General features: G+C 41.8%; 23 protein-coding genes. 4 read left to right on the plus strand and 19 right to left on the minus strand.

The features are described 5' to 3' along the window. Nucleotides 1-119: 119 nt before the first annotated feature. The 8 genes from NOS7107_RS01025 to NOS7107_RS01055 form a co-directional block, all read right to left on the minus strand. Complete coding sequence (locus NOS7107_RS01025; protein WP_015111125.1) at nucleotides 120-464, minus strand: DUF1815 family protein; 345 nt, start codon at nucleotides 462-464, stop codon at nucleotides 120-122. Nucleotides 465-1,480: 1,016 nt separating this feature from the next. Beyond that, on the minus strand, nucleotides 1,481-1,987 hold the full coding sequence (locus NOS7107_RS01030) for a DUF177 domain-containing protein (RefSeq protein WP_015111126.1): 507 nt from the start codon (nucleotides 1,985-1,987) through the stop codon (nucleotides 1,481-1,483). Between the two features lie 113 nt (nucleotides 1,988-2,100). Further along, entirely contained in the window at nucleotides 2,101-2,616 is a 516-nt protein-coding gene (locus NOS7107_RS01035) for a R3H domain-containing nucleic acid-binding protein (RefSeq protein WP_015111127.1), read from the minus strand. Nucleotides 2,617-2,619: 3 nt separating this feature from the next. Further along, nucleotides 2,620-3,762 (minus strand): membrane protein insertase YidC, encoded by a 1,143-nt coding sequence (gene yidC / locus NOS7107_RS01040; RefSeq protein WP_015111128.1) that lies wholly within the window; start codon nucleotides 3,760-3,762, stop codon nucleotides 2,620-2,622. Nucleotides 3,763-3,986: 224 nt separating this feature from the next. After that, complete coding sequence (locus NOS7107_RS01045) at nucleotides 3,987-4,373, minus strand: PH domain-containing protein (protein ID WP_015111129.1); 387 nt, start codon at nucleotides 4,371-4,373, stop codon at nucleotides 3,987-3,989. Further along, complete coding sequence (gene rnpA / locus NOS7107_RS01050; protein WP_015111130.1) at nucleotides 4,360-4,782, minus strand: ribonuclease P protein component; 423 nt, start codon at nucleotides 4,780-4,782, stop codon at nucleotides 4,360-4,362. The genes NOS7107_RS01045 and rnpA overlap by 14 nt, the downstream gene beginning before the upstream one ends. 25 nt (nucleotides 4,783-4,807) lie before the next feature. Further along, nucleotides 4,808-4,942, minus strand: a complete 135-nt coding sequence (rpmH, locus tag NOS7107_RS27485; protein ID WP_015111131.1) for a 50S ribosomal protein L34 — start codon at nucleotides 4,940-4,942, stop codon at nucleotides 4,808-4,810. Between the two features lie 156 nt (nucleotides 4,943-5,098). Then, nucleotides 5,099-5,653: a DUF2808 domain-containing protein gene (locus NOS7107_RS01055; RefSeq protein ID WP_015111132.1), complete on the minus strand. Its 555-nt coding sequence runs from the start codon at nucleotides 5,651-5,653 to the stop codon at nucleotides 5,099-5,101. 753 nt (nucleotides 5,654-6,406) lie between these two features. On the opposite strand from NOS7107_RS01055, the gene NOS7107_RS01060 reads away from it, so the two are divergent. The 3 genes from NOS7107_RS01060 to NOS7107_RS01070 all read left to right on the plus strand — a co-directional run bounded on the left by NOS7107_RS01060 (nucleotide 6,407) and on the right by NOS7107_RS01070 (nucleotide 9,354). Beyond that, nucleotides 6,407-7,579 (plus strand): Re/Si-specific NAD(P)(+) transhydrogenase subunit alpha, encoded by a 1,173-nt coding sequence (locus NOS7107_RS01060; protein ID WP_015111133.1) that lies wholly within the window; start codon nucleotides 6,407-6,409, stop codon nucleotides 7,577-7,579. 81 nt (nucleotides 7,580-7,660) lie between these two features. Beyond that, the gene (locus NOS7107_RS01065) at nucleotides 7,661-7,954 is read left to right on the plus strand and encodes an NAD(P) transhydrogenase subunit alpha (protein WP_015111134.1); all 294 of its coding nucleotides are present in this window, start codon (nucleotides 7,661-7,663) and stop codon (nucleotides 7,952-7,954) included. Next, nucleotides 7,951-9,354, plus strand: a complete 1,404-nt coding sequence (locus NOS7107_RS01070) for an NAD(P)(+) transhydrogenase (Re/Si-specific) subunit beta (RefSeq protein ID WP_015111135.1) — start codon at nucleotides 7,951-7,953, stop codon at nucleotides 9,352-9,354. The genes NOS7107_RS01065 and NOS7107_RS01070 overlap by 4 nt, the downstream gene beginning before the upstream one ends. A 150-nt stretch (nucleotides 9,355-9,504) precedes the next feature. Here NOS7107_RS01070 and NOS7107_RS01075 read toward each other — a convergent pair whose 3' ends face one another. From NOS7107_RS01075 to NOS7107_RS01120, 10 genes are all read right to left on the minus strand, one after another. Next, complete coding sequence (locus NOS7107_RS01075; protein ID WP_015111136.1) at nucleotides 9,505-9,804, minus strand: HNH endonuclease signature motif containing protein; 300 nt, start codon at nucleotides 9,802-9,804, stop codon at nucleotides 9,505-9,507. Between the two features lie 183 nt (nucleotides 9,805-9,987). Then, nucleotides 9,988-10,431, minus strand: coding sequence for a PIN domain-containing protein (locus NOS7107_RS01080; RefSeq protein ID WP_015111137.1), 444 nt, complete (start codon nucleotides 10,429-10,431; stop codon nucleotides 9,988-9,990). Beyond that, on the minus strand, nucleotides 10,428-10,706 hold the full coding sequence (locus tag NOS7107_RS01085; protein ID WP_015111138.1) for a hypothetical protein: 279 nt from the start codon (nucleotides 10,704-10,706) through the stop codon (nucleotides 10,428-10,430). Before NOS7107_RS01085 ends, NOS7107_RS01080 begins: the two co-directional genes overlap by 4 nt. Nucleotides 10,707-10,806: 100 nt before the next feature. Further along, nucleotides 10,807-11,268, minus strand: coding sequence for a ferredoxin (locus NOS7107_RS01090; RefSeq protein WP_015111139.1), 462 nt, complete (start codon nucleotides 11,266-11,268; stop codon nucleotides 10,807-10,809). Then, entirely contained in the window at nucleotides 11,268-11,654 is a 387-nt protein-coding gene (locus NOS7107_RS01095; protein ID WP_015111140.1) for a DUF1257 domain-containing protein, read from the minus strand. Before NOS7107_RS01095 ends, NOS7107_RS01090 begins: the two co-directional genes overlap by 1 nt. Nucleotides 11,655-11,692: 38 nt before the next feature. Continuing rightward, nucleotides 11,693-11,902, minus strand: a complete 210-nt coding sequence (locus NOS7107_RS01100; RefSeq protein ID WP_015111141.1) for a DUF2997 domain-containing protein — start codon at nucleotides 11,900-11,902, stop codon at nucleotides 11,693-11,695. Between the two features lie 476 nt (nucleotides 11,903-12,378). Continuing rightward, a complete protein-coding gene (locus NOS7107_RS01105; RefSeq protein WP_015111142.1) occupies nucleotides 12,379-17,436 on the minus strand; it encodes a PAS domain S-box protein in 5,058 nt (1,685 codons plus the stop codon). Nucleotides 17,437-18,002: 566 nt separating this feature from the next. Continuing rightward, nucleotides 18,003-19,169, minus strand: coding sequence for an 8-amino-7-oxononanoate synthase (gene bioF, locus NOS7107_RS01110; RefSeq protein ID WP_015111143.1), 1,167 nt, complete (start codon nucleotides 19,167-19,169; stop codon nucleotides 18,003-18,005). A 74-nt stretch (nucleotides 19,170-19,243) separates the two neighbouring features. Further along, nucleotides 19,244-20,281: a RodZ family helix-turn-helix domain-containing protein gene (locus tag NOS7107_RS01115; protein ID WP_015111144.1), complete on the minus strand. Its 1,038-nt coding sequence runs from the start codon at nucleotides 20,279-20,281 to the stop codon at nucleotides 19,244-19,246. A gap of 329 nt (nucleotides 20,282-20,610) precedes the next feature. Beyond that, nucleotides 20,611-21,513, minus strand: coding sequence for an alpha/beta hydrolase (locus NOS7107_RS01120; RefSeq protein ID WP_015111145.1), 903 nt, complete (start codon nucleotides 21,511-21,513; stop codon nucleotides 20,611-20,613). Between the two features lie 515 nt (nucleotides 21,514-22,028). Between NOS7107_RS01120 and NOS7107_RS01125 the strand changes: the two genes are divergently transcribed. Then, nucleotides 22,029-22,850, plus strand: coding sequence for a RodZ family helix-turn-helix domain-containing protein (locus NOS7107_RS01125; RefSeq protein WP_015111146.1), 822 nt, complete (start codon nucleotides 22,029-22,031; stop codon nucleotides 22,848-22,850). Nucleotides 22,851-22,880: 30 nt separating this feature from the next. On the opposite strand, the gene gatA is transcribed toward NOS7107_RS01125, so the two are convergent. Beyond that, nucleotides 22,881-24,338 (minus strand): Asp-tRNA(Asn)/Glu-tRNA(Gln) amidotransferase subunit GatA, encoded by a 1,458-nt coding sequence (gene gatA / locus NOS7107_RS01130; RefSeq protein WP_015111147.1) that lies wholly within the window; start codon nucleotides 24,336-24,338, stop codon nucleotides 22,881-22,883. Between the last annotated feature and the right edge of the window lie 120 nt (nucleotides 24,339-24,458).

A 24,458-nucleotide genomic window follows, 5' to 3' on the forward strand; every position in this document is an offset into this window, starting at 1 on the left:
GTAATGGGGGATGAAAAACCCTGCCACAATTACCAATTACCAATTACCAGTGAGCCATTGTGAATGAGCAATTTATTCTTGGAGTTTGTTAGAAAATAACCCATCAGATCCAGAAATCCTTAACTCTTTTTGGCTAAGGCTTTACCACTCGCATAAGCTGGTGCAGATTGCTTCACAAGATTTGCTAGTTCCTGTAACTGGTTAATTGCTTCTGCTCCTTCTAACTTCATTAATTCGCGGTCATCCCGCATTTCTGTCCAAGTAATCCCATAATCTGATACCAAAAATCTAATCAGGTGGTTATTTCCTAGGCTCACCATAAATGAAGCACTATTCATTTGGTCGCCACAGGTATAACAAGACGCAGGATAACCGCGTCGTTCTAATACAATAGCCAAGGCTTGCAGGTTCATGACCAAGTCTTGAACAAATTGTCGATGCTGATGCGCTAGTCTCAGAAACACGTTTTTCCTCCAGACACCACAGTCATTTTAGTCACTTTTATATTTTTTTTAGATTTTCTCACCCACTGGTATTGTAAGCTATTCATTACAATTCCCGGATAATATTTGCAGTAGTTAATTAACTACCTAGCTTAGGGTATGAGATAACTGTTAAGTTTGCCGTATCAAACTATTCAGTTTGCAAGTTTAATTTATCAGACAGAAATTCAAAAATTATTGTTTCTTCATATACTTCTGTGAGTAGAGATCATAACTTACAGCGATTCGCCTTAAGAGTATCCAGATTTAGTACTAGGCAACCACAGAAAAGTTACGGATATCGTGTTTACCAGCTATTTGTAGCCTAACCTATGATGGATCAAAAGCTTTAATACTCTTTAATGTCCTTTACGCCTTTGTTTGGCTAGTCAATGAAGAGTATAGTTAAGTCCTAGTTTAGTACTACCTAAATGTTGGGTAATAAATAATTTACGCCTCCTAAATAAATATATGGAGTTCGGTAGAAAAACTTGCAGAGACGAGATGCTTATTTCTATCGATATTATATAGATTGGCAGAAAATTGTGATACAGAAAGTGTTCTGAGACACTAAGATAATTTTTTACCCAACTATCTCTAGACTAAACCCAGAAAATAACTAAATTCATAATAGAGATCTTGCCATTTTGCTAGGTGTGATCAAAATAGAATGAAAAATTGAATTTTGTTGTGACTGGCGAAAGAGTAGGCGAGTGTACTTATACTCCTGGAAGTAAGAGAGCTTATTTTTACAGGCATTCTGTTAACCCATAGTATTTGAGACTTAAGATTTGTCACTCTAACAATAGTTAGAGATTAATGCAACAAATATCTGTGTAACTTAAGTAAATCTTCTTCGTCAAAACTCTATGTTTAAGAGTGCGATCACCCAAAATTTTCTCTTACAGCGTTTTTAGGCATTTGCTCAGGCGATCGCAAAACTTAACTAAGCCGGAAATTAATCAACAAAATTCCTGCATTCACCAATAGATGAAACACTAACCAGGAAGTTGCTTTTTCAATGCTTCCAAACCAGCCCAGCGGTTATCAGCAGGCTTTTCTGAACTCATATCAACACTTTTCAAAATACCTGGACAATTCAAGTCACACAACTGTCGCTGAGGCATTTCTAAACACATTTGTTCATATAGCCATTCACTAGGATAAAAATATCCATTGAGTGACAGAGTTTCTACCAAGTCTTCCATCGCTATTTCCCGTTCTAGGGGCAAGTCTTGTGGTTGATTGGCGGCTTCATCCAACCAAATAATTTCTTTGGTGTTCAGCGCTAACCGACGATTGTACTGTTGCAAACAGCGGTTACATATACAAGTAATAATAGTTTCTGCCTGACCGGACACTTCTAGGTAATTGCCGTGATGCTGCACACGCACACGACCCCGAACTGGTGTCAACGTTTCTAGTCCCGGCAGAAACTCTTGAACCTGAATTTCCTCTGTCCGCTCCGGGGCTTTGGTGAGCTGCGGAATAAAAATTGCGTCCATAGGATTTGTGAGACATCCTCACTAACAGTTATGTTGCCAATCAGCAATTCTGCTGATAATACATCTTTAATTTTAGCTCTTAGAACAGTTGAAATTGCTGACTGGGTGAGCTTTTATAGTTCTACAGCCGGACGTACAACCAAATGACGATGTGGCTCTTTACCGCGGCTGAAGGTTTCTAACTCAGAAAATTCCTTGAGGAAGGTGTGGATTTGCCGCCGTTCAGCTGAACTGAGGGATTTAATTTCCACTTCTCTGCCAAAAGTCCGCACTTCGTCTGCGGCTGCTTCAGCCAAAGCGCGAATTTCCGCTTGTCTTTTTAACCGATAACCATTCAACTCAATGGTGTAGGATGCTTGTTCTTCCTGTGGTTGGTTCAGGTTAAGGACAGAATTAGCTAGATACTGAATTGCATCCAGCACAGAACCATCAGCACCGATGAAAACTCGGATTTGCGTTGGTGTTAAGTTGGTTTCTTCAATTGTTAACCAGTAATTATCTGGTTCTGGGGTATCCTCATCTTGAGGTTGGGCTACTTCTATATCACCCCGAATCTCCGCAGAGACCCCTGTAAGTTCCAGCAGTGATTTTAACCACTGCTGACCTCGCTGCATGGAACTGTTACTCATCTATCAACCTGTAGCCTTTTTCTTAGAACTTTTTGGTTCAAAAGGTAACGATTTTTGTTCTGCTACTGTTTCTTTCTCTTGGATGGCTACAATTTTTTGCAGTTCCTCTGATAAGGGTTCACGGGAAAGAATATAAGTTTGCAGAGTTTGGAAAATATTACCAATCACCATATACATCAGTACCCCAGCAGGTAAGGGAAAGAACAAAAACATTCCCGAAAAGATCACTGGGGTGATTTTGTTGACTGTATCCTGTTGTGGGTTGCCACCGCTGGAGTTCTGCCCTGAGAGGATTTGGCTAACGTAGAGACTGATACCAAAGAAGATCACCATAGCGACAATATCCCAATGGATTATACCGTCGGGATCAACTGCGCCAACTCTACCCAAGGCATCGATGAACAAAAATCCTTTGTCCGCTGCTAGTCCGGGAATTGTGCCTTGAAGTGTCACATCTCCTGGTTGTAAGGCTTCGATGTTACCTTGAGCATCAACTTTGATTCTTTCTTCCCCCTTAATGATTTTCCATTCTGGAGTTAGCTTTGTTTCTGGATGTTCTGTCAATAAAACATCAAAAGGTTTGCCTTCTAAAGTCTGATATTGTATTTTTGTTTTTTCTCCCACTGCTAGTTTGTTACCGCTAGGGAGGATAGCAGTTACTTTATGGTGTTCCCCATCAGCCACGTAAATGTTTTGTGGGGCAGTAGCAAAGGCTTGTGGTTGAATTCTTTCTATTTGTTCAGATGGCAAGATTTGTAGGTTAACGGAGTAATTCACACCTGCAAAAGGTGATCCCCGTAAAGTGGCAAACAGCGCTAACAACACAGGCATTTGCAACAGCAATGGCAAACATCCTGCTAAGGGGTTGCCGAACTCCTTTTGGACGTTCATCATTTCTTCTTGCTGCTTTTGCGGGTCGTCTTTATGGCGCTCTTTGATTTCTTGCATCCGCTTTTGCATGAGAGGCTGCACTATTTTCATCCGCCGCATATTGCGGATTGAGCCAGCACTCAGGGGATAAAGCGCAAAGCGGACTATCAATGTCAAGGCAACGATCGCCAATCCATAGCTCGGCAAAATGCCGTAGAAAAAGTCTATGATTGGCAACATGACGTTGTTTGAGAGGAAGCCGATACCAAAATCCATTATTCTGAATTCAACCTGAGGTACTGTAAATTTAACTGAATCTAATTTATCTAAATCGTGATTCGGCTGCGACTATCTCTCGCTACGGATAGCCGCACATTAAGAAATTTGGGGAGTGGTGAGTAGGTAGTTTTTGATAAGTGGGAAGTTTTGAATTTTTTATTTTATACAAAGCAACTATTGCTTTGTCTGTTCCCGACTCCCGACTCCCGACTCCCTATTTTTTATTTAGCACCAGTGTATGTGGGGTTTTTAGCAGCGATTCTTTCATTGATGTAGTCATATACTTCGCGGAAGTTCGGAACTGCCCGCATTTCCAAACGACTGCCATTTCTGAGAGTGACTACCATATCGCCCCAAATACCAACGCCACGAGGAACTTTGACGATTTTGACAATTTCTGAGTAAATGATGTCAGTGCGATCGCGCCCCATCCAACCACCGTTCAAAGAAATTCGGCGATCTGTAATACGGTAACGCAGCCATAATGCTCTGACAATCGCTCCAACTGTTAAAGGGATACCTACAACAGTTAGTCCAATCAACAAGTTGAGAATTAAGTCCCCAAGGTGAGGGCCGCCTTCATAATAAACTTCTTCACGAATGCCCATTCAATACCTCAGCTTGTGCCAACAACTGCTCTAATTCTTGCAGAAATTGTTGGCTTCCGCACTTAGATTCTGCTGCTGTGGGCTTTACCACAAATACCAACCGCCATCCTGGAGATAATTTTGGCAACAACTGATGCAAAGCTGCTGCCATTTGACGTTTAATTCGGTTACGCACGACAGCTTTTTTACTGACTTTCGTGCTGATTGATATGCCAATTTGTGTGCTAACAACTTTTTTGACTTCAGTTGCCAGTTTAGTTGTGCTGGCAGTATCCCCAGAAGGTTCTGGAGAATGTCTCGGCCGTAAAGCTCTCAAGGTGAAATGAGAACTTTGTCGCCGAGTTCCTTCTCGGAAAACTGCCTGAAAATCTTTGCGAGATTTTAATCGATTCGCCTTGGGCAAAGCCACAGCCCCTCTAGTTGCTGAAAACGCTCTAAACGCTCAGACGATAACGTCCTCTTTTTCTTCTAGCTTTAATCACGTTTCTTCCGTCTGGTGTACGCATTCTGGCACGAAAACCGGAGGTTCTTTTTCTCTTACGGCATGTGCCGCCCAGGGTTCTTTTCATACTGTTGTCCTCTAAGGCGATTCTTATAAAAAGTCACAATCTATAATCTTACTATTGTGTATGGTCAATAGTCCAGAGTCTATAGTTAAAAAGCAGAAAGTTGGGAAGCTAAGAATACAACAGCTAACAAGTGACTATTGACCAGTGACTCATGACTTAGCTGATACTTAAAATCCAAGACCCTACATAACGCAGTAGTGGGGTATCGCCAGGTGAGAGAACCTGACAGTTGAAATAGTAAATTCCACCGAAGGAAGGGTTCTGAACATTAGATAAAACTAATTCAACACTGCGACCTGCGGGGACTGGTTCTTGGGGAAATATTTCGATGATTCGACCTTCCTTATCCCATTTAACTTCCGAAAGAGGCACTTTCTTGCCTTTGACGCGCACTTCTATTTTTTTGGGATCAAAACTTCCTTTGTAGTAATTTGGATAGGTAATGGCAAATTGAGCCACTGCCAATTTCATTTTTTGCTGGGGAATTCTCAGGATGTATCTATCAGTACTGTTTGTTTGTCCACCAAAATCTAACCGGAAAGGCAGCTGGTTTTCAGCTTTCACGCCGCTGAATAGGGTTAATCCAGGTAAACTTTGTGCAAAGACTTGAGTTGTCAATCCTGTGACTAGGCAGCTAGTTACTGCTAAAGCCGAAAGAATCGCTACTTGTGGTTTGCGCCGAATCCAATTGCCAAAATGTAAACGTTGCATAGTTAGGCTCCTCTAGCAGATATAGCTGGTTGATGTAAATACTTTAGTTGAGTATTCGTAACTAAACTTTACTACTGAATTCTTGACAATGGACGACTAGTTCCAATAAAAAGTGCCATCAGCCTCCTATGGCAGTTTCTATTGGAAATAGATACTAGTCTGTTTACTCAGCACTTTCAACTCAGCACTGGCTAAACGCCCCGCTACCGCTCTAAGCGCAGCCATGCCCGCAGGGCTTTACAGCACTTTCAAAAACGTATATGTTGCTAAATATGTACAAGTGTATCTAAATTTTGAGAGCTTTGTTATAAAAATTGAGCTATAAAATTAGCGATCGCTCTGGAGATTGGGCTAAATTAATAAAAATAAGTTGGTATCAATGAAATAGTAATCTTTAAAAAATCATCAAATTATTAAGCTTTAAAACTTTTACGAAGATTCCACTATGTAAGTAAGGCAAAATTTTTCAATCTGGAAAAGAACCTAAAGACAAAGATGTAAACTGGGGAATCAACATAGCATTAGCAATATGTAAACCTATCGGTCACGATCAGCAAGTGTGACCTATACCAGGGGTAAAATCCGGCTTTAGCCTGAGAACTAAAAGTAGGAAAGATAAAGTTCAAGATTCAATCTACAAATTCAAGCGATCTCTAGCAATAATGGCAGCTTCACTAGGTAGGAGTAGGAGACATCCCTTACGGGGGGACACAGGTTTTGCAGAGATGTAAGTATTTATCTCTAGGAGATTTCATGAGAATAGCAGTTGCTAAAGAAATAGAAGTTTGTGAACGTCGTGTAGGATTAAATCCTGACACTGTTGCCCGATTAGTTAAACAAGGTTTAGAAGTCTGGGTAGAAAAAGGTGCAGGAGAACGTTCCTTTTTTAGTGATTCTGCATATCAAGCAGCAGGCGCTCAAATAATCACTGATACTGCTCAATTATGGAACGAAGCAGATATTTTATTAAAAGTTAGTCCACCACAAGAAAGAGAAGATGGACGCTCAGAAATTGATTTATTACGAGAAGGCTCTGTTTTAATTAGCTTTCTCAATCCTTTAGGAAATCCGGTGGTGGCGCAGCAGTTAGCCAACCGCAAAGTTACAGCTTTGAGCATGGAATTGATCCCCCGCAGCACCAGAGCGCAAAGTATGGATGCTTTGTCCTCACAAGCTTCACTAGCAGGTTACAAAGCAGTCTTAATCGCCGCCGCCGCATTACCAAAATATTTCCCCATGCTGACAACCGCAGCCGGCACCATCGCCCCAGCGAAAGTATTTATTATGGGTGCAGGTGTGGCAGGATTGCAAGCGATCGCCACCGCCAGGCGTTTAGGCGCAATTGTCGAAGCCTTTGATATTCGTCCCGCCGTCAAAGAAGAAGTCCAAAGCTTAGGGGCAAAATTCGTCGAAGTCAAACTCGAAGAAGAAACCACAGCAGCTGGTGGTTATGCCAAAGAAATCTCCGAAGCCAGCAAACAGCGGACTCAAGAAGTGGTGACTGAACACGTCAAAAATGCTGATATCGTCATTACTACCGCCCAAGTACCAGGAAGAAAAGCCCCACTGCTAGTCACAGAAGAAATGGTGGCACAGATGAAACCAGGTTCGGTGATTGTCGATTTAGCAGCAGAACAAGGTGGGAACTGTGCTTGCACCGATCCCGGTAAAGATATTGTCTGGAATGGCATAACCATTATTGGCCCGATTAATCTTCCCTCATCTATGCCAGTTCACGCCAGCCAACTGTATGCCAAGAACGTGACATCTTTGATGCAGCTGTTAATCAAAGATAAAACTTTGCAGATTAACTTTGCAGACGACATCGTTGATGCAGCTTGCATTACCCACGCAGGCGAGATTCGTAATCAACGTGTTAAAGATGCACTGCAAGCTATCAACACTCAACAAACCGCAGTTAATTAAGCAGAATATTAACCGCCGATAAACGCAGATGAAGAGTACGGAGTTCATCGGCGGTTCCTTTCACCAAGGAGTTTTTATTTCATGACAGAAGCATTACTTGCTGCTTTGTTTGTATTTGTTTTGGCATCTTTTATCGGCTTTGAAGTCATTAACAAAGTCCCACCAACCCTACATACACCCTTAATGTCCGGTTCAAATGCGATTTCTGGCATTGCGGTACTGGGGGCGATAGTAGCTGCTGGTGCCAGAGAAACAAGTGTTTCGGTAATTCTGGGTTTGATTGCAGTAATCCTCGCCACAGTCAACGTTGTGGGCGGTTTCCTCGTCACCGACAGAATGCTGCAAATGTTCAAAAAAAAGGAGATTAAGGCGTGAGCGACTTTTTACCAACTGGAATTCAGCTGACGTACTTAGTCGCTGCATCCTTATTCATTTTCGGTTTGAAAAAGCTGGGTTCACCCGCCACCGCCCGGAATGGCAATGTGATTGCGGCTGTGGGGATGCTGTTGGCAATTGTGGCGACAATGCTGGATCAGCACGTACTGAATTATGAAATGATTTTGTTAGGCTTGGCCATTGGTTCAGGCATTGGTGCGATCGCAGCCTATAAAGTCCAAATGACCGAAATGCCCCAAATGGTGGGTTTACTCAACGGTTTGGGCGGTGCAGCTTCAGCGTTAGTCGCTGTGGCGGAATTTTGGCGATTACTAGAACACTCCCAACCCATCCCTCTAGATGTCAACATTTCTATGTTGTTGGATGTGTTGATTGGGGGTGTTACGTTCACAGGTAGTTTTCTCGCCTTCGCCAAATTACAAGGTTTAATTAGCGGTTCCCCCATTACATTTCCTTTCCAGCAGCCATTTAACTTGTTGCTGTTAGGTGCTTATCTAGCTGGTAGTGCTTACTTAATTGTCACGCCCGATAGCCTACCTATATTCTTGGCAGTAGTTGGGGTTTCTTTGGTATTGGGTGTGATGTTCGTCATCCCTATTGGTGGTGGCGATATGCCCGTGGTAATTTCGCTGTTGAACTCCTTGTCGGGTGTAGCTGCATCCGCCGCGGGGTTTGTGGTAATGAACAATATGTTAATTATCGCTGGCGCATTGGTGGGAGCTTCTGGCCTCATCCTGACAGAAATCATGTGTAAAGCCATGAACCGTTCTCTGTTCAGCGTCCTATTCAGTGCTTTTGGTTCAGGTAGTGCGGCTGGTGGTGCGGCGGCGGCTGGTGCAACAGATCAAACCGTCCGCAGCATTGATCCCGAAGAAGGGGCGATGATGTTGGGTTATGCCCGGAACGTGGTAATTGTGCCTGGTTACGGTATGGCAGTTGCTCAAGCGCAACACAGCGTAAGGGAATTGGCAGATCAATTAGAACGTATGGGTGTAGATGTGAAGTATGCCATTCACCCTGTTGCGGGGAGAATGCCCGGACACATGAACGTGTTATTGGCAGAGGCGAATGTGCCTTACACCCAGTTGTATGACATGGATGATATCAATCCCCAATTTGAGCAAGCGGATGTAGCTTTGGTAATTGGCGCGAATGATGTGGTAAATCCAGCGGCGCGTAGCGATACCAGTAGCCCAATTTACGGAATGCCAATTTTGGAAGTAGATCGGGCAAAGCAAACAATTGTCATCAAGCGTGGGATGAGTGCGGGTTTTGCTGGTGTAGATAATGAGTTGTTCTACAAAGAGAAAACCACAATGTTATTTGGTAGCGCGAAAGATATGGTGGCGAAGTTGGTTTCGGAAGTGAAGCAACTTTAACGAACCACAGAGGCGCAGAGAGCGCGAAGTAAAGAATTAGAAAATCAACTTGTCTTTAAATTCTCAACTTTAAAGGCAAGTTTTTTGCAAAACATTCTTTTGTGATAATTCTTAGCAGATTTAAACCAAATATACACAGATGAACATAATTCATCTAATTATATTGATATACCAATGTAACGGACGTAAGTTAGAAATATGATCACTACCTCCCCAAGATTTCGGTATTATGTGGTCAATTTCCCAACCATAAGTAGATTGACGATTCCCATACTCATATCGATTTATTAATCTTCCAAATTGATCTATTCGCCAGATTCTTGGATCGTAATTTGGATTATTAAAGCCCTTTTCCCAAACTATTTGAATTTTAGTTAATTTTGCGCTATCTTGAGCCTTTTGATAAGCTAAAGCTAACGCATAATGATTAGGTCTTACACTATTAAACATATTGTAGTTTCTCCTTCTTAAAGGCTAATTTTTATATTATAGTTCAAATGAACTAGTTTAGGGGTAAAAAAGGCTAAAACGCTTCTAAAATTTGGTTTTGCGATCGCTCCTATGTGTTCTCTGCGTCTCTGTGGTACCCTACGGGAAGCCGCTTGCGCGTCTACGTGAAAAAAGCGATTAATACTACGATGTCAGAGTACGCGGATCAACAACTATAATCTCGGAGAACCGCTGAAAATCATCAACATTAAACGTCAGTAAATGTGTAATTTTGTGAGTCGCCATCGCCGCTACTAAACGTGTATCATGTACCTTTTTACCCATAACTTGGTATTGAACAATTAGAGATTCCCACTCACCAAAAATTCCTGGTGTATCAAGCTGCAATATAAATATCTTCTTTAATTGCTCAGATGTTTTTACTGCTTCAGAGATAGATATTCCTAACCCATTACTATTAATTGGCCTTGTGCAAACAGCCCAAAATTCAATAATATTTTGTGGAATTATATATAATAATTCGCCTTGCTGCTTGAGTAGAAAAATTGCCCTTTGAGTATCAACGTGCATTGGGCTGCTCTTCTGCACTAAACGCAGCAAAATATTAGTATCTACCAGATAGCTCATAAAATCTCATCTTCTCTGGTGTAAATACATTCTCGACTAATCGCTGCATTTGAAAGTGGTGGCGCTAAAGTAAAGACTGGATTATCTATTAAATCTCTGACAATATTTTCCCATTCTTCCTGATTTGATACTTGATAAAAAGACATTTCTTCCTGACTAATTAAGCTGTCTTCAATTAAAGATTCAAGATAAGCTTCTACCGATAAACCATGTTTAACAGCTTGAGCAATCAGACGCGCTTCAATTTCTGGTTTCAATTGTATCTGTATAGTCATTGATTTACTCGCTACTTTATCTCTCTCTAATGGTCAAGTAATTAAAAATAAAAGGACTAGATTAACCAGTCCTTCTGTAAAGTTATTTAATTTGTTTATTTTAATAACGGGATTTTTTGTGTTTGAGTTTTTGCTTTTGCTTTCGTTTTGCAGAAGTAGCAACTGCCAATTCTACCGGATAACCGACAACAGGAATTACTTGATACTTACGCTCATCTTCTAAGTTTCTGAGTTCTGTGTAATCTACCCAATGGATGCAATCAACGGGACAGGTGTCAATTGCTTCTTGGATAATTTCTTCCGCGTCCCCATCTTGACGAATTACGCGCGATCGCCCGTAATCTGGTTCAATGTAAAAAGTATTTCGTGCTACATGGGCACAGTGTTTACAGCCAATACAGGTGATTTCGTCAACATAAACACCTTTTTGCCGCAACACTCCACCCAATTCCGGTTCCAAACCAGAACGTTCTTGGTTATCCCGCAAAAAACCGCCTAATTCTGGTTCCAAACCGGAACGATTATCTTCCTGTTCTTCTGGCGAAGGCAGAAAATCAGCCATTACGCACTCCAGCGTTGTACTACTAAGCGAATAGAACCGTCGGCATTTTTCTGTTGTTCAGCAACTTGAAAGCCAGCCAGCGCAGTTTCTTTAACAACTGTTTGATAAGCATAACGCTGGGTTACTTGGCGCAAGAAACCATCTACAGACAGATTTTGTTGCCAATATTGCAAGTCAGCAACTAGTTCGTATTCTTTGCCATTCCATCTAAAGCCGATGTCATAGCCATTTTCCTGCTCGATGGTCACTTCCGCAGGATGGGTTTGACCACGATAACCACGTACCTCACGGGGGCCGGGTTTCCAGTCGATGCCCAATTCAGTTAGCGCATCTTTTAAGGAATCAAGGTTACGGATTTGAGTCTTAATTTGGCTAAAGTGTGACATGGTGGTTGTAAATCAACGACAATAAACTGCTGGAAAACTTACCATTCGCTGTAAGTAGCTTGTGTATTCGCCAGATTGGATTCTTGTATTTGATTGGCGAAAAATTCTGAGGTTGGCTCTTGATTAAGTACTTGCCCCAGTTGTGCTTCAATTGCCGCTGTTACCTCAGCACAAGAAGCACCCACAATGCCAGTGACTTTCTCTTGTACGCGACCGTCTGGATAAATTATGAATTCTAATGTCTCCATTCTCTTGGCCAACCACGATAGTAAGCTTAGACTTTGCCCCTTAGCACAATGCTAAAAAGCCTGTCTAGGGAACATTGTTAAGTAGACACAAACTTGCCATTTTTAACTAATGTTCCATCTCTCAATATAAATATCTCAGAAAATTTACAAAATTTATTAGTTTAATAAGTCAGTACATCTGTCATTAGTTAGTCTCTCTTAACCTTCTGGAATAGTCAAGTTTATGACTGAGCTTGTAAAGCTGGGATAAATGCTTGATAAATCAGCACTCTCCGGTAGTATACCTAGATAGGTAAGTTATAAAACTATGTAATTTATCGAAAAAGTTTATCATTATTATTAAATTAAACCTATTCTCTCTAGGGTGATAAATTATGAGAGTCAGAGGATGATATGATTTTTGATGAAAGACTGGTCATAAAGAAAGCAGGTGAGGATGAAGCGCGTTGCTTGCTGCCATAGGCATCGCCTAGGGGTTATTTTTGACTAATTAGTTGAACGATCGCCATTGCTAAGTCAAGGGGATCAACGGGTTTAGGGATATGTCGTTGAAAGCCTGCGGCCATGGCTTGTTTGTAGTCGATTTCACCAGCATAAGCTGTTAGGGCGATCGCGGGAATTTCGCCGCCTTTGTCTGGTGGTAATTGTCTCACTTGACGCAGCAACATATAACCGTCCATGATGGGCATTCCAATATCACTTAATAAAATATCTGGCTGCAATTTCACAAGTGCTTCTAATGCTTCTGCTGCGGAGGCTACTGCTGTGACTTCCGCCCCATACTGTTCTAAGGCAAAACTGAAAAATTCCAACACATCAGCTTGATCATCAACAAACAAAATTCGCACTCCCGCCAGTAATGAATCTTGAGTTGCCAAATCCATCTGTACTGAGTTTGCCGTACTGACAGATTCAGTACTTTTATGCAGGGGGAGTCGGACTGTAAAAATTGCCCCTTGTTCTTCACCTGGGCTGTCTGCGAAGACTGTACCACCGTGGAGTTCTACTAAATGACGGACAATTGCCAGTCCTAATCCTAGCCCGCCAAATACTCTGGTGGTTTTGCCATCGGCTTGGCGGAAGTATTCAAAGACGTAGGGTAAAAATTCCGGTGTGATTCCCTTCCCGTTATCAATGACTTGAATTTGCGCTTCCATCCCAACTTGCGCTAAACGCACTTCTACCCGTCCCTCAGCCGGGGTAAACTTGACCGCATTAGATACTAAATTCCAAACAATTTGTTGCAAGCGATCGCCATCACCCATAACTTCGACTTTATGCTGGGGCAGTACTGTTTGCAGTTGAATTGACTTGGCTTCAGCGGCTAAACGCACTGTTTCTAAGGCGGCAGTCATTGTGCTATTTAAATCTACGGTGCGGATATGCAGACTCAATTTACCCCGCAAAATCCGCGACACATCTAATAAATCTTCGATCAATTGGGCTTGTAACTTGGCGTTGCGCTCAATGGTTTCTAACGCCCGAACAATTGTGGCTTCGTCGTTTTTGCGGGTGCGGAGTAGTTTTGCCCAGCCCAAAATTGGGTTGAGGGGAGTTCGCAATTCATGAGAAAGCACCGCCAGAAATTCATCTTTGATGCGGTTGGCGGTTTCGGCTTCTGAACGGGCGTGACGTTCGGCTTCGTAGAGTTGAGCGCGAGCGATCGCCTGAGCGCATTGTTGCCCCAATGTCAACATAAATCCTTGATCTGCTTCAGAAAAAATTTGGGTATGACTAAAGCTCAACCCTAATGCCCCAATTACTTGTTTTTCTAAAATCAAGGGAATACAAGCAAAGGCAGAATTTCCTGTGACTGATGGCAGTTCTGCTAAGTGAGGATAATTTGCGGCGAAGGCTGCCGGACTTTCGATAAAAATTGGCGTTCCCGTTCTGACTGCTGCCGCTAAAGGTACAGCCGCCGTCACAGAAAAACTTTTCCAAGCATCCAGCACTGAAGAAGGATAGCCAGTGGCTTGAACAACTTTGAGACAACTGCCTTTTTCTGCCAACAAGCTGACAGAACCAGCACTAGCACCCAAGGCGGCAATTCCCTGGTTGACGACAACATCAGCCACCTGTTGCGGTGTGATGGCTTCGGAAAGGGCGGCGGTGATTTTTTGTAAACGTACAGTCCGGCTGACAGCTAATTCTGCGGCTTGTTTTGCCTGCTGAGTTTTTTGGTAAAGCCTAGCGTTATCAATGGCTGTGGCAGCACGATGAGCCAAATCTTCGGCTAATGCCAAGTCTGCTGAATTGTAAGCAGAACTAGATGCAGTTCTCACCAAAGAAATTACGCCAAATACTTTACCACGTAAATGCAGGGGAATAATCATCAGAGAATTCATCCCCAGGCTTTGGAGTAATTTTAAATGCTCCTCGTCTTCAGCCATCTGTGCCAGAATCTGATCTGGCAGTTCGGGATAAAAGACTGATTGTTTGTTTAGCAATGTTTCTCGAAACGGGCTGTTGTTTTCGTACCTGGGGGGATAACGTCGTCGGAGTTCTGTTAATCTTTCCTTCTGAACCAGATTGGCAGAGATCATGGCTATTTGTTCAATGACATCATTTTCTCCCAGCACATCAACCACACACCAATCGGCTAGGGTAGGAACTAGTAAACTAGCGACATTATTGAGAGTGACTTGACAATCTAGGGAGGCAGCTAGTAAGCTACTGGCCTCTACTAAAAAAGTTTGGGCTAGTTCTGCTTGTTGGCGATCGCGTAGTGCGGCTTGTCGTTCGCTAATATCTTCAATAATGCCGACTGCATATTTCGCTTGTCCATGAATATCCCAAACTGCGGAAGAAGTCAGATTCACCCAAACCACTGAACCATCTTTGCGGATGTAACGTTTCTCTAAAGAATAACCACTAATTTCTTTAGTTAACACTCTCCCAGCTTGTTCCCAATCAATTGCCAAGTCATCAGGGTGGGTAATATCTTGAAAGCTCATCTGGATTAATTCTTCTTGGCTGTACCCGGTAATGTCACACAACGCCGGATTCACTTGCAAGAATTTGCCATTTAAAGCGACCAAAGCAATCCCCACTGCGGCTTGATTGAACATAGCCCGGAATCTAGATTCACTTTCACGCAAAGCAACTTCGGCAACTTTGGTGGCTGTGACATCCGACAGCATAATCCCAATGCCCACAGTTTCATCTAAGGCATTGCGAACTGGGTAATAGTTACCCAACCAATAACCATAAACTCCTGGTTTTCCTGGCATCTCCCCGCTAATTTCTACATTTAGTAAGGGTTCGCCTGTTTCTAGCACTTGCTGTAACTGAGCTTCAAACTGAGTTGCCATACTGGAGAAAATATCGCCAAATTTGCGTCCTAAATGTGCTTCGATGGGGAAACCATTAATGTCAGCTAATACCTGATTAATTCTGACATAGCGCAATTCGCGATCTAAAAAGCAGACAGCCACAGGTGCGCCGGCTAACAAAGCATCTAAAAGCAATAGAGATTCGGCATAGTTGATTAAAGCTTGATGATTATCTCGATACAGCTGGGCATTTTCTACGGCTAAGGCGGCGCGATAGGCGATATCTATTGCCAAATTTAAGTCAGCTTGATCATAGCAACGGTGGGCGATCGCAAAGCTAATACAGCCCAGCACTCGCTGATGGGCGATTAATGGCACAACTATTACTGACTTTAGCCCCATCTGCCGGACAATTTCTAAATGTTCCTCGTTCTGTGTAGCTGCTATCAACACAGAATCAGATACTTCAGCAATTAATTTGGGAATAGCTGTTTGCAGTACTCTAGCGATTAGATGTGTACCTTGAGCATTCGGCACATATTCCTGAAGTTTTTGAGCTAATTTTGCCTGAAAGGGATCTGTATAAACCACAGGTAAACGGCGAATTGAGCCATCTTCCTCCAGAATATCCACAATACACCAGTCAGCTAGTTGGGGGACAGAGATTTTAGCAATTTGCTGTAAAGTTTCCTCATAATCTAAGGATGTAGAGAGTAAACTACTAATTTCCGCGATGTAACGCAGTTTATCTTCTGCTTGCTTGCGCTCTGTAATATCAATCACAAAAAAAGCGCCTCGCTCTAGAGTCCCTTCATAGCAGCTACCACCGACTAAAACTTGAAAGCGACTGCCATCTTTGCGGATATATTCTTTTTCATAAGGAGTGCAAAAGGAATTTTCTTGAAATTGCGTCAGTGCTTGTTCATCCAGTCTTCGATACTCAACAGGTGTTAAATTTCGCCAATCAAGTTTTTTCTCTACTAATTCTTGGCGGCTGTAACCTAACATCTTCAACAAAGCTTCATTAGCATCTGTGATTCTGCCATCACCTTCCCAGAAGCCAATTCCAATCATATTGGACTCAACCACACTGCGAAACTTGGCTTCGCTTTCTCGCAATGCTTGTTCAGCTTTTTTTACAGGTGTAATATCAACACCAGTGATTCCCACTCCTAGCAATTGTCCATCCGGTAAACTAACCGGATAGTAACTCACCAAACCATAACGATACACCCCAGATGGATAAGTTTCACCGCTGATTTCCTGGTTAAGTAATGGCTGTTTGGTGATCATTAATTCCTGGAAAATCGGCTCTAGTTGCGATGCCCACTCTGGTAGTACTTCTGGGAGTGTGCGGCCAATATGTTGATTTTGTGGTACACCGTTAATTGCTGCTAAAGCTTCATTAGCATAAACATAGCGCAGTTCTGTATCCAGAAAGGCCAGTGCCATTGGTGAACTCATTAACCAAGCATTTAGTAAAGCTAAAGATTCATCTTTTTGCTGAAGGGCTTGCTGAAGTTGGCTTTGTAATTTTGCTTTTTCTAGTTCTGTTTGCTTGCGTTCCGTAATATTTACGCCTACACAAGTTACGCCTCCGTCTATCCCTGTAAGGGGTTCTACAAGTAAGTCGTAATAAAGGACTTTTCCCCGTAGGATTACACAAACTTCTTCACGCGCTGAAATATCCTGTTCTATAGCCCTCCGTTTGATGGCTGTTAATTGCTGTGCTATGGCAACTGGAAAAAGTTCATCATCGGTTTTACCCAGTAATGCCTCAGCTTTGTCTATACCCTGAAGATTATGAACCCACTGATAACGAAAATTTCGATCTTGCTGAAAAACAACAATATCTGAATTACTCAGGGCTACACGAAATCGCTCCTCGCTGATTTTAAATTTCTGGAGATTAATTTCCGCTTTGCGTTTAGCGTGCCTTAATTCCTCACACAGAAAACTAAATAGTAATCCCTGTACTGCAAATAACAGTATCTTTACACCATTGGATAGGCTTAAGCTGAGGGCGTAATGCTCGGAAAGAAAAAAGTAATCGCTGACTATTACTGATAAAAAGGTTGCCAAAAGTCCTGCTTTCAAACCACCGTACCAAGCACTCATCATTACAGCACTAAAAAATAGCAGGAATGGCGTTCCCTTCATATCTAATAGAGGGTCAAGTAATAGCATGATTACTAAGGCTGTGGCGACAATTACCACCACAAAGCCATAACGGAGTAACTGCGAATAAGGAATGTAGGGCATGAAGAAACTTGCAAACAACCAAATATTTGTGGCGAGAGCTATACCTACCCTAAGCTAGTTTACAAATTTTTGGAACTTATCTTCAGATAGATCCTTTATTCAGATAAAAAAGTATCTTTTGCCAGTAGTCAATTTATCAAAAATATTGTATGTGTGTCTCAGTAAAGTTGTAATATTACAAAATTTTATTAATAGTCAGTTATTAATTTTCAACAAACTAATTCTTATATATTTATCTTAAAGCATATAGCAGTCCTATTTAATTTCTTAGCTACTAGGAAAGGCAGATAATATTGAATAGCCAAGGATCTGGGTAACGTTGCCAATTCCTTTAGTGAGGTTTGTTCATCGGCATTAGATAATGGCTTGCTATAAAATGCCAAATTTTGCTTTAACAGCAATAAGTTTAGCATTGATTTTTAGTTGTCGGCTGTTACCTGATGGCTATTCGCTAAAAAATCAATCCTATTTCTAGATATTTTTTCCGTTTTTCTGTTCCTTGAATACACAAATAATTTCGTTAATCAAACCAGGTTCCCATATTTAGTATGATCAAACATTATGAGTTAATCAGTATTTCTTAATACAGCGACTAACTTTTCTATCTGCGCTGTTGTATGAGTAGCCATCACAGAAATTCTAATGCGACTAGTCGGTACGGTGGGCGGACGAATTGCCGGGGCGAAAATGCCTGCATCTTGAAGGTGTTGACCAACTCGGAGTGCATCGCCTGGACTGGGTAATTGAAAACAGAGAATGGGTGATTCTGTAGGCAGTAATTTGAGGTGAGGTAGCTGCTGTTGCATTAAATTTTTCAGGTAATCTACATTACGCCATAATTGAATTCGCCGTTGAGGTTCTTGCTGAACAACTTGAATTGCGGCTAAAGCTGCTGCTGTATCCGCAGGTGAAAGTCCGGTGGTGTAAATCCAAGTCGGGGCGCGATTGCGTAAAAAATCAATCAGATTGGCACTTCCAGCGACATAACCGCCTAAACTACCTAAAGCTTTGCTCAAAGTCCCAATTTGAATTAACAGTTTTCCAGTACAGCCAAAATGTTCCACACAGCCAGCGCCAGTTTTGCCTATTACCCCAGTGGCATGAGCTTCATCAACTAGCAGCATACAGTTAAATTCTGCTGCTATTTCTAACAGGTTTGTTAAAGGGCATAAGTCGCCATCCATACTGAAGACGCTATCGGTAATTATTAAACAGCGACGGTAGTTTTGTCGCTGTTGGCTGAGTTGAGTTTTTAAAGCCACAACATCACAGTGGGGATATTCAATGATTGCTGCACCGCTGAGAACTGCCCCATTTTTCAGACTGGAATGATTGTATTGGTCAGAAAGAATCAAATCGCGTTTACCAACGATAGATGCGATCGCTCCTAAGTTGGCCAGATATCCTGAACTAAAGACAATCGCATCTTCTGTTTGTTTGAGCGATGCGATCGCCTTTTCTAATTTTCGGTGTAATTCTCGATGTCCACTAAGTAATCGAGAACCAGTGCTACCAGTACCAAATTCATGAATAGCAGTTGTCGCAGCAGCTATCAACCTTTCATTTCCAGCCAATCCTAAATAATCGTTACTGGCAAAATTAATTACCTCTTGCCCCGCCAAAACCACGGTTGCACCAGGGCGATCGCTTAATACCTGTACTGAACGATACCAGTCCGCCCGCTGAATTGTTGCTAATGATTGTTCTATCCAAGCATAAGGGTCTGTGGTCATAGTTTCTCAAAATTTGAACTTTAAAGTATGAAAGCTCAAATTTCAGACTTCATACTTCACCCTTCATACTTTTACTACAGTGCTTCAGGAGGGGCAATATCTGAGCCTACACTAATTCCAGTACGAGTGGACTTGATACCTGGTTTAGTATTTGTTTCCGGATTTTGAGTTGATTGGGAAATCGGCGAAGACGGAGTGACATCTGGATTGATAGTTGTGTCAATTTTTCCTGACTGAGACACGACAGATAATCCTCCCACGGTTCCAGCCACCAGTGCTGTATAGCCTAAATATAAATGTATAGGTCGTAGTTCTAAACCCAATTTTGGGGAATTATGTTTAGGCTGAGACCAAGAAGGTATAACGGATGGTACGGTGTTAACCATAGGTAAAGTATTCGCTAAACTTGTGCCATTTAGCCCTAAAGCGTTACCCATCACTCGGATAAAACCTCTCACTAAAATATCCTCTGGTAATGAATTTAAGTCGCCGTTTTCTACTGCTTCCATTTGATGGATTGGTAGGTGAGTCAAGATACTCAAGTCCCGCAAACGAAAACCTTTGGCTTCACGGGCTTGACGTAGTTGTTGACCAATTTGACCCATGATTGCTAAATGTTGTTCTGCTAACTTTTGCTTGGCTAGTTCAGCGTGAGCAGTTTTTTGATTGGGTTTTAGCCATTTCATTAGTGTTGGGAAATGATGTTTATTAGCTGAACTGTCTGCATTATTTATCAAGGGATTGCCGACATCTTCAATTACCAAAGATGTTGATGATGAATCTGTTAGATGATTAGTAGTCAGGTTAGTTGTGACATCACTAGAGTGTGCTAATTCTGTATCTGTCTGTTGGTTGCTATCGGAAATTTTGGCATGATTAGCAAATTGCTGAAATGCTAAACCAATCGCTTCTCTACCTACAGCTTTCAACAAAGCTTTAGCTTCTTCTGAAGAATCAAGTAACTTTTGAAATGTAGCTATAGCTTGACGATAAATTTTACTGCGATGAAGTTCTGCCTCAATTTCACCCAAGAGCGATCGCAGTTCGTCTTGAGAAATTTCCATAGCAGGATTTCCCAAAATTTTGAATAAGTATGCAGGTGTCGTAGCCATGATAGAAGTTGCTCCTCATACCGCAATATATCTGTATAAATTTTCCTCAGATGGAAATATTACATCCGGATATTTATGTATGAAACTAGCTGATTTTTGGTTGTGATGATGTTAAGAGTTCGGGGTGTAAAGGGAGGAATTTAAAAATCAGTAATCATACTGAAAAATTATTACTCATCCCTGACCGAAAAATTTGAGATTTTGGATGGGGAATTTTCGGTACAAGCCCCACCCCTTCATGGCGGAATTAATCCAAAATACTCGCTTCGCTAACGCCAATCCAAAATCGTAAATCCAAAATTGATTGACACCTCTGGGTTTATTAAGAGTTAAAAATGAGAATTATTACGTAATTGAACTTTTTGAGTAAATGACTGTACCCATTGCAGATATTTGCCACCAGAGGCGACAGCTGTATTGTTATGATCTGCATCGGGAACTAAAATTAATTGCTTTGGTTCAGATGCAGCATCATATAGTTTTTGACTCATCCAAGACGGAACAGTAGAATCAGCAGTTCCGTGAATAAATAAAACGGGCATTTGTAACTGTGATACTTTTTTGATCGATTCAAAGCGCTGTGTCAGGATGAAATCAATAGGGAATATGGAAAACCATTTCCGAGTCGACACCATCTCACGGAGCGATGTAAAGGAGCTTTCGACGATTAATCCCGCCGCTTGGGGGTGTTTAACTGCTAAATCAATGGCGATCGCACCGCCTAAAGAATGACCATAAATAAAAATGTCCTGGGGTGGAATCTGCTGTTGCTGGGTGAGATATTCCCATGCTGTCGCCGCATCTTGATATACCCTCATTTCATTAGGAAAATCGCCTTGACTGCGACCATATCCGCGATAATCAATCAGCAGCACCGAAAATCCTAGTTGATAAAATCGATTGGTATGAGCTATATTTGCGCCAATATTCAGGCCATTTCCGTGCAGATATAACAACACCTTGGCATCAGGCTGATTAGCTTTAATCCACCAACCGTGAATTTTTTCCACCTTTCCCAAGTTAGTTTTTACAGGTAGCCAAACTTCTTGATAAGGCAGATTGAATAACTCTGGTGTCTTTTCGATGACACGGGAGGGAAAAAAGATGAACTTAGGTTGCTGGACAAATAGAAATATACAAATGCTACAGTAAGCGATCGCTACAATTATTCCAACAACAAGTAGCCGCCTAAACCCTAATAACAATAACAATTGCTGCTTGCGGATTTTCATGTGGGCAATTTTATGCTTTAAAAAATACTTGTATAGCAGTTTTTGCTTTTTTCGTATAGAGGCAAAAACAATTTTAGATTGACCCTCCGAATTTTAGATTTTAAATTTGGGATTTTGGATGAAAAATTTTGGGTTCATGCTCCATCCCCTTGTGGGGGGAATAAATCTCAAATCCCCAAGCTGCATCTCTAGCCTACAGGAACACTTTGTTAGGACTTACGCAAAACACCTCTCAAACTCTCATTTCTCCGTGACCTCTGCGTCTCTGTGGTTCGATTTTCCGTAGCCTGTGCGTAAGTCCTGTTTGTGTACATGGGTGCAGTTAATCTAAAATCCAAAATTGATTGACCTCCAGATAAATCTGCGGACTGATTAAGTATCTTCACAAGCAAATAAATAACTTAAAAGTTTAATATATTGTTTTCCAATTAGAATTAAAATAGTCAAAAAAGTAGGTGTTAATTTAGTAATTCCTCTGTTAAATAGTAAACATGAGTCAAGTTTAGGAGAAGGTCGTGAGCCTCTTACAAGAAAATCAAAAAGAACAGTTGCAAGAAATAAGTAATACTTTAAGACAAGTCAGACAAGAAAAATCTATCCAACTCGAAGAAGTAGCACTAAAGACAAATATTCGACTTGCTTGCTTAAAGGCTTTAGATGCTGGTAAATTCGATGAATTACCTGAACCTGTTTATATTCAAGGATTTATCCGTCGTTATGCAGATGTTATCGGATTAGATGGTGTTGCTTTAGCCAAAACTTTTCCAACTGAAGTTAATCCTCTAGCACTTGATAAAAAGTTTAGTCAAAACTTAGAAAAGAATTCAAAATTTTCCTTACCCTTGTTTATTCCTTACGTAGTCTTGTTATTAGTTGCGGCTGCTGGGCTTATGTATGTACTTAATCCCCAATTTTCGGCAGAATCTCTAGTAAAAAAATTCAACTTTGGAACACCCAAAAAACCAACAACCACAGAATTATCTACACCTGCATCATTATCTGTCAATCAGGAAGCAACCTCAATATCTGCTCAAAATACCCCAACTCCATTACCTGCGATCGCATCGCCTAAAGACAGCCTGAATCAAGCTGTAGCCGTCACCTTAGAAGTTCAAGGTAAATCGTGGTTAGAAGTCAAAGTAGACGGCAAAACTGAATTTGTGGGCAACTTAAAAAAGGGAGTGCGTAAAACCTGGACAGCAAAAAAACAGTTGACTGTTCGTTCGGGGAATGCGGGTTTTGTCTTGGTTTCTGTAAACAATCAGCCAGCAACACCCCTAGGAACTCTGGGTAAAATCAAAGAAGTCACATTCACTCCAGAAGTAAACAGTCAATAGTCAATGGTCATTTTCCTCAAGTACTCAGCACTATATTTCTGGTTGACGTAGATGCCAAGTAGTTGATTGTTCATAAGCGTAAGCTACTTGAAGAATTTGGTCTTCTCTGAGGACATTACCAATTACTTGCAAGCCAATGGGTAAACCATTGTCATCAAAACCACAGGGTACATTTATCCCAGGTAAACCAGCAAGATTGACGGGAATCGTCATTAAGTCATTTAAGTACATACTCAAGGGATCTGTGGTTTTTTCCCCAGCTTTAAATGCCGTAGTGGGTGCAGTAGGAGTAACTAACACATCAACTTTTTTAAACGCATTTTCAAAGTCTTGCTTTATGAGGGTGCGGACTTTTTGAGCTTTGAGATAGTAAGCATCATAATACCCAGCAGATAAGGCATAAGTGCCAATCATAATCCGGCGTTTGACTTCTGTGCCGAAACCACTCGCGCGGGTACGAGTGTACATAGACAGCAAATTATCTGCATCCGGAGTACGCAAACCATATTTCACGCCATCGTAACGAGCGAGGTTAGCTGATGCTTCCGATGGGGCAATTATATAGTAGCTAGGTAAGCCATAGCGGAAACGCGGACAAGAAATTATGTGAATTTCTGCTCCCAACATTTGTAATTGATCGATGGCTTTAGTAACAGCCGCCTCCACAACTGAGTCTAAACCTTGACCAAAAGTCTCTGTAATCACCCCAATGCGGATTTTTCGTCTAGCTTTGAGGTCTGGTTTTAGGGTAGCAGCATAGTCAGGAATTTCTACTTTTAGGCTGGTGGAGTCTTTGGCATCATAACCTGCGATCGCTCTGAGCAAAATTGCTGTATCTTCAACAGAGCGTCCAAAAGGGCCAATTTGATCCAACGATGAAGCGTAAGCCACCAAACCATAACGAGAAACTAGCCCGTAGGTGGGTTTCATCCCGACTACACCACAAAAAGATGCGGGTTGGCGAATGGAACCACCAGTATCAGAACCAAGGGAAACAACACATTCTCCCCCGGCGACGGCTGCGGCTGAACCTCCAGAAGAACCACCAGGAACCCTTGTTAAATCCCACGGATTTGCTGTGACTTGGTAGGCAGAATTTTCTGTGGAACTACCCATCGCAAACTCATCTAAATTGGTTTTGCCAACCATCACCGCCCCAGCATCCAGAAGTTTTTGTGTCACGGTTGACTCATAAGGTGGCACAAAATTTTCCAAAATCCGGGAAGCGCAGGTGGTGGGAATTCCTTTGGTACACATATTATCTTTGATGCCAATAGGAATCCCTGCTAGGGGGCTAATTGCTTCACCAGCAGCGATTTTGGCATCTACAACACGAGCTTGATCTAACGCCTGTTGTGCCGTTATATGCAGGAAACTGTGCAATTTCGGCTCTAATGCTTGAATTTTGTCCAAAGCTTCTTGGGTAATTTCAACGGCAGAACGTTCTTTTTTAATTAGCTGTTCGTGCAACTCGCGTATGGATGCCATGACTGCTCTCTTGGTAACTCAAGTCATTGATTTTAGTACATATTGCAGGCTATTAGGAAAGTATGAAGTGTGAAATCTGAAGTCTGAACTGGAGAAATACGCGATTATCGGCAAATCCGC

This window comes from Nostoc sp. PCC 7107 (assembly GCF_000316625.1).
GTDB lineage: Bacteria > Cyanobacteriota > Cyanobacteriia > Cyanobacteriales > Nostocaceae > Nostoc_B.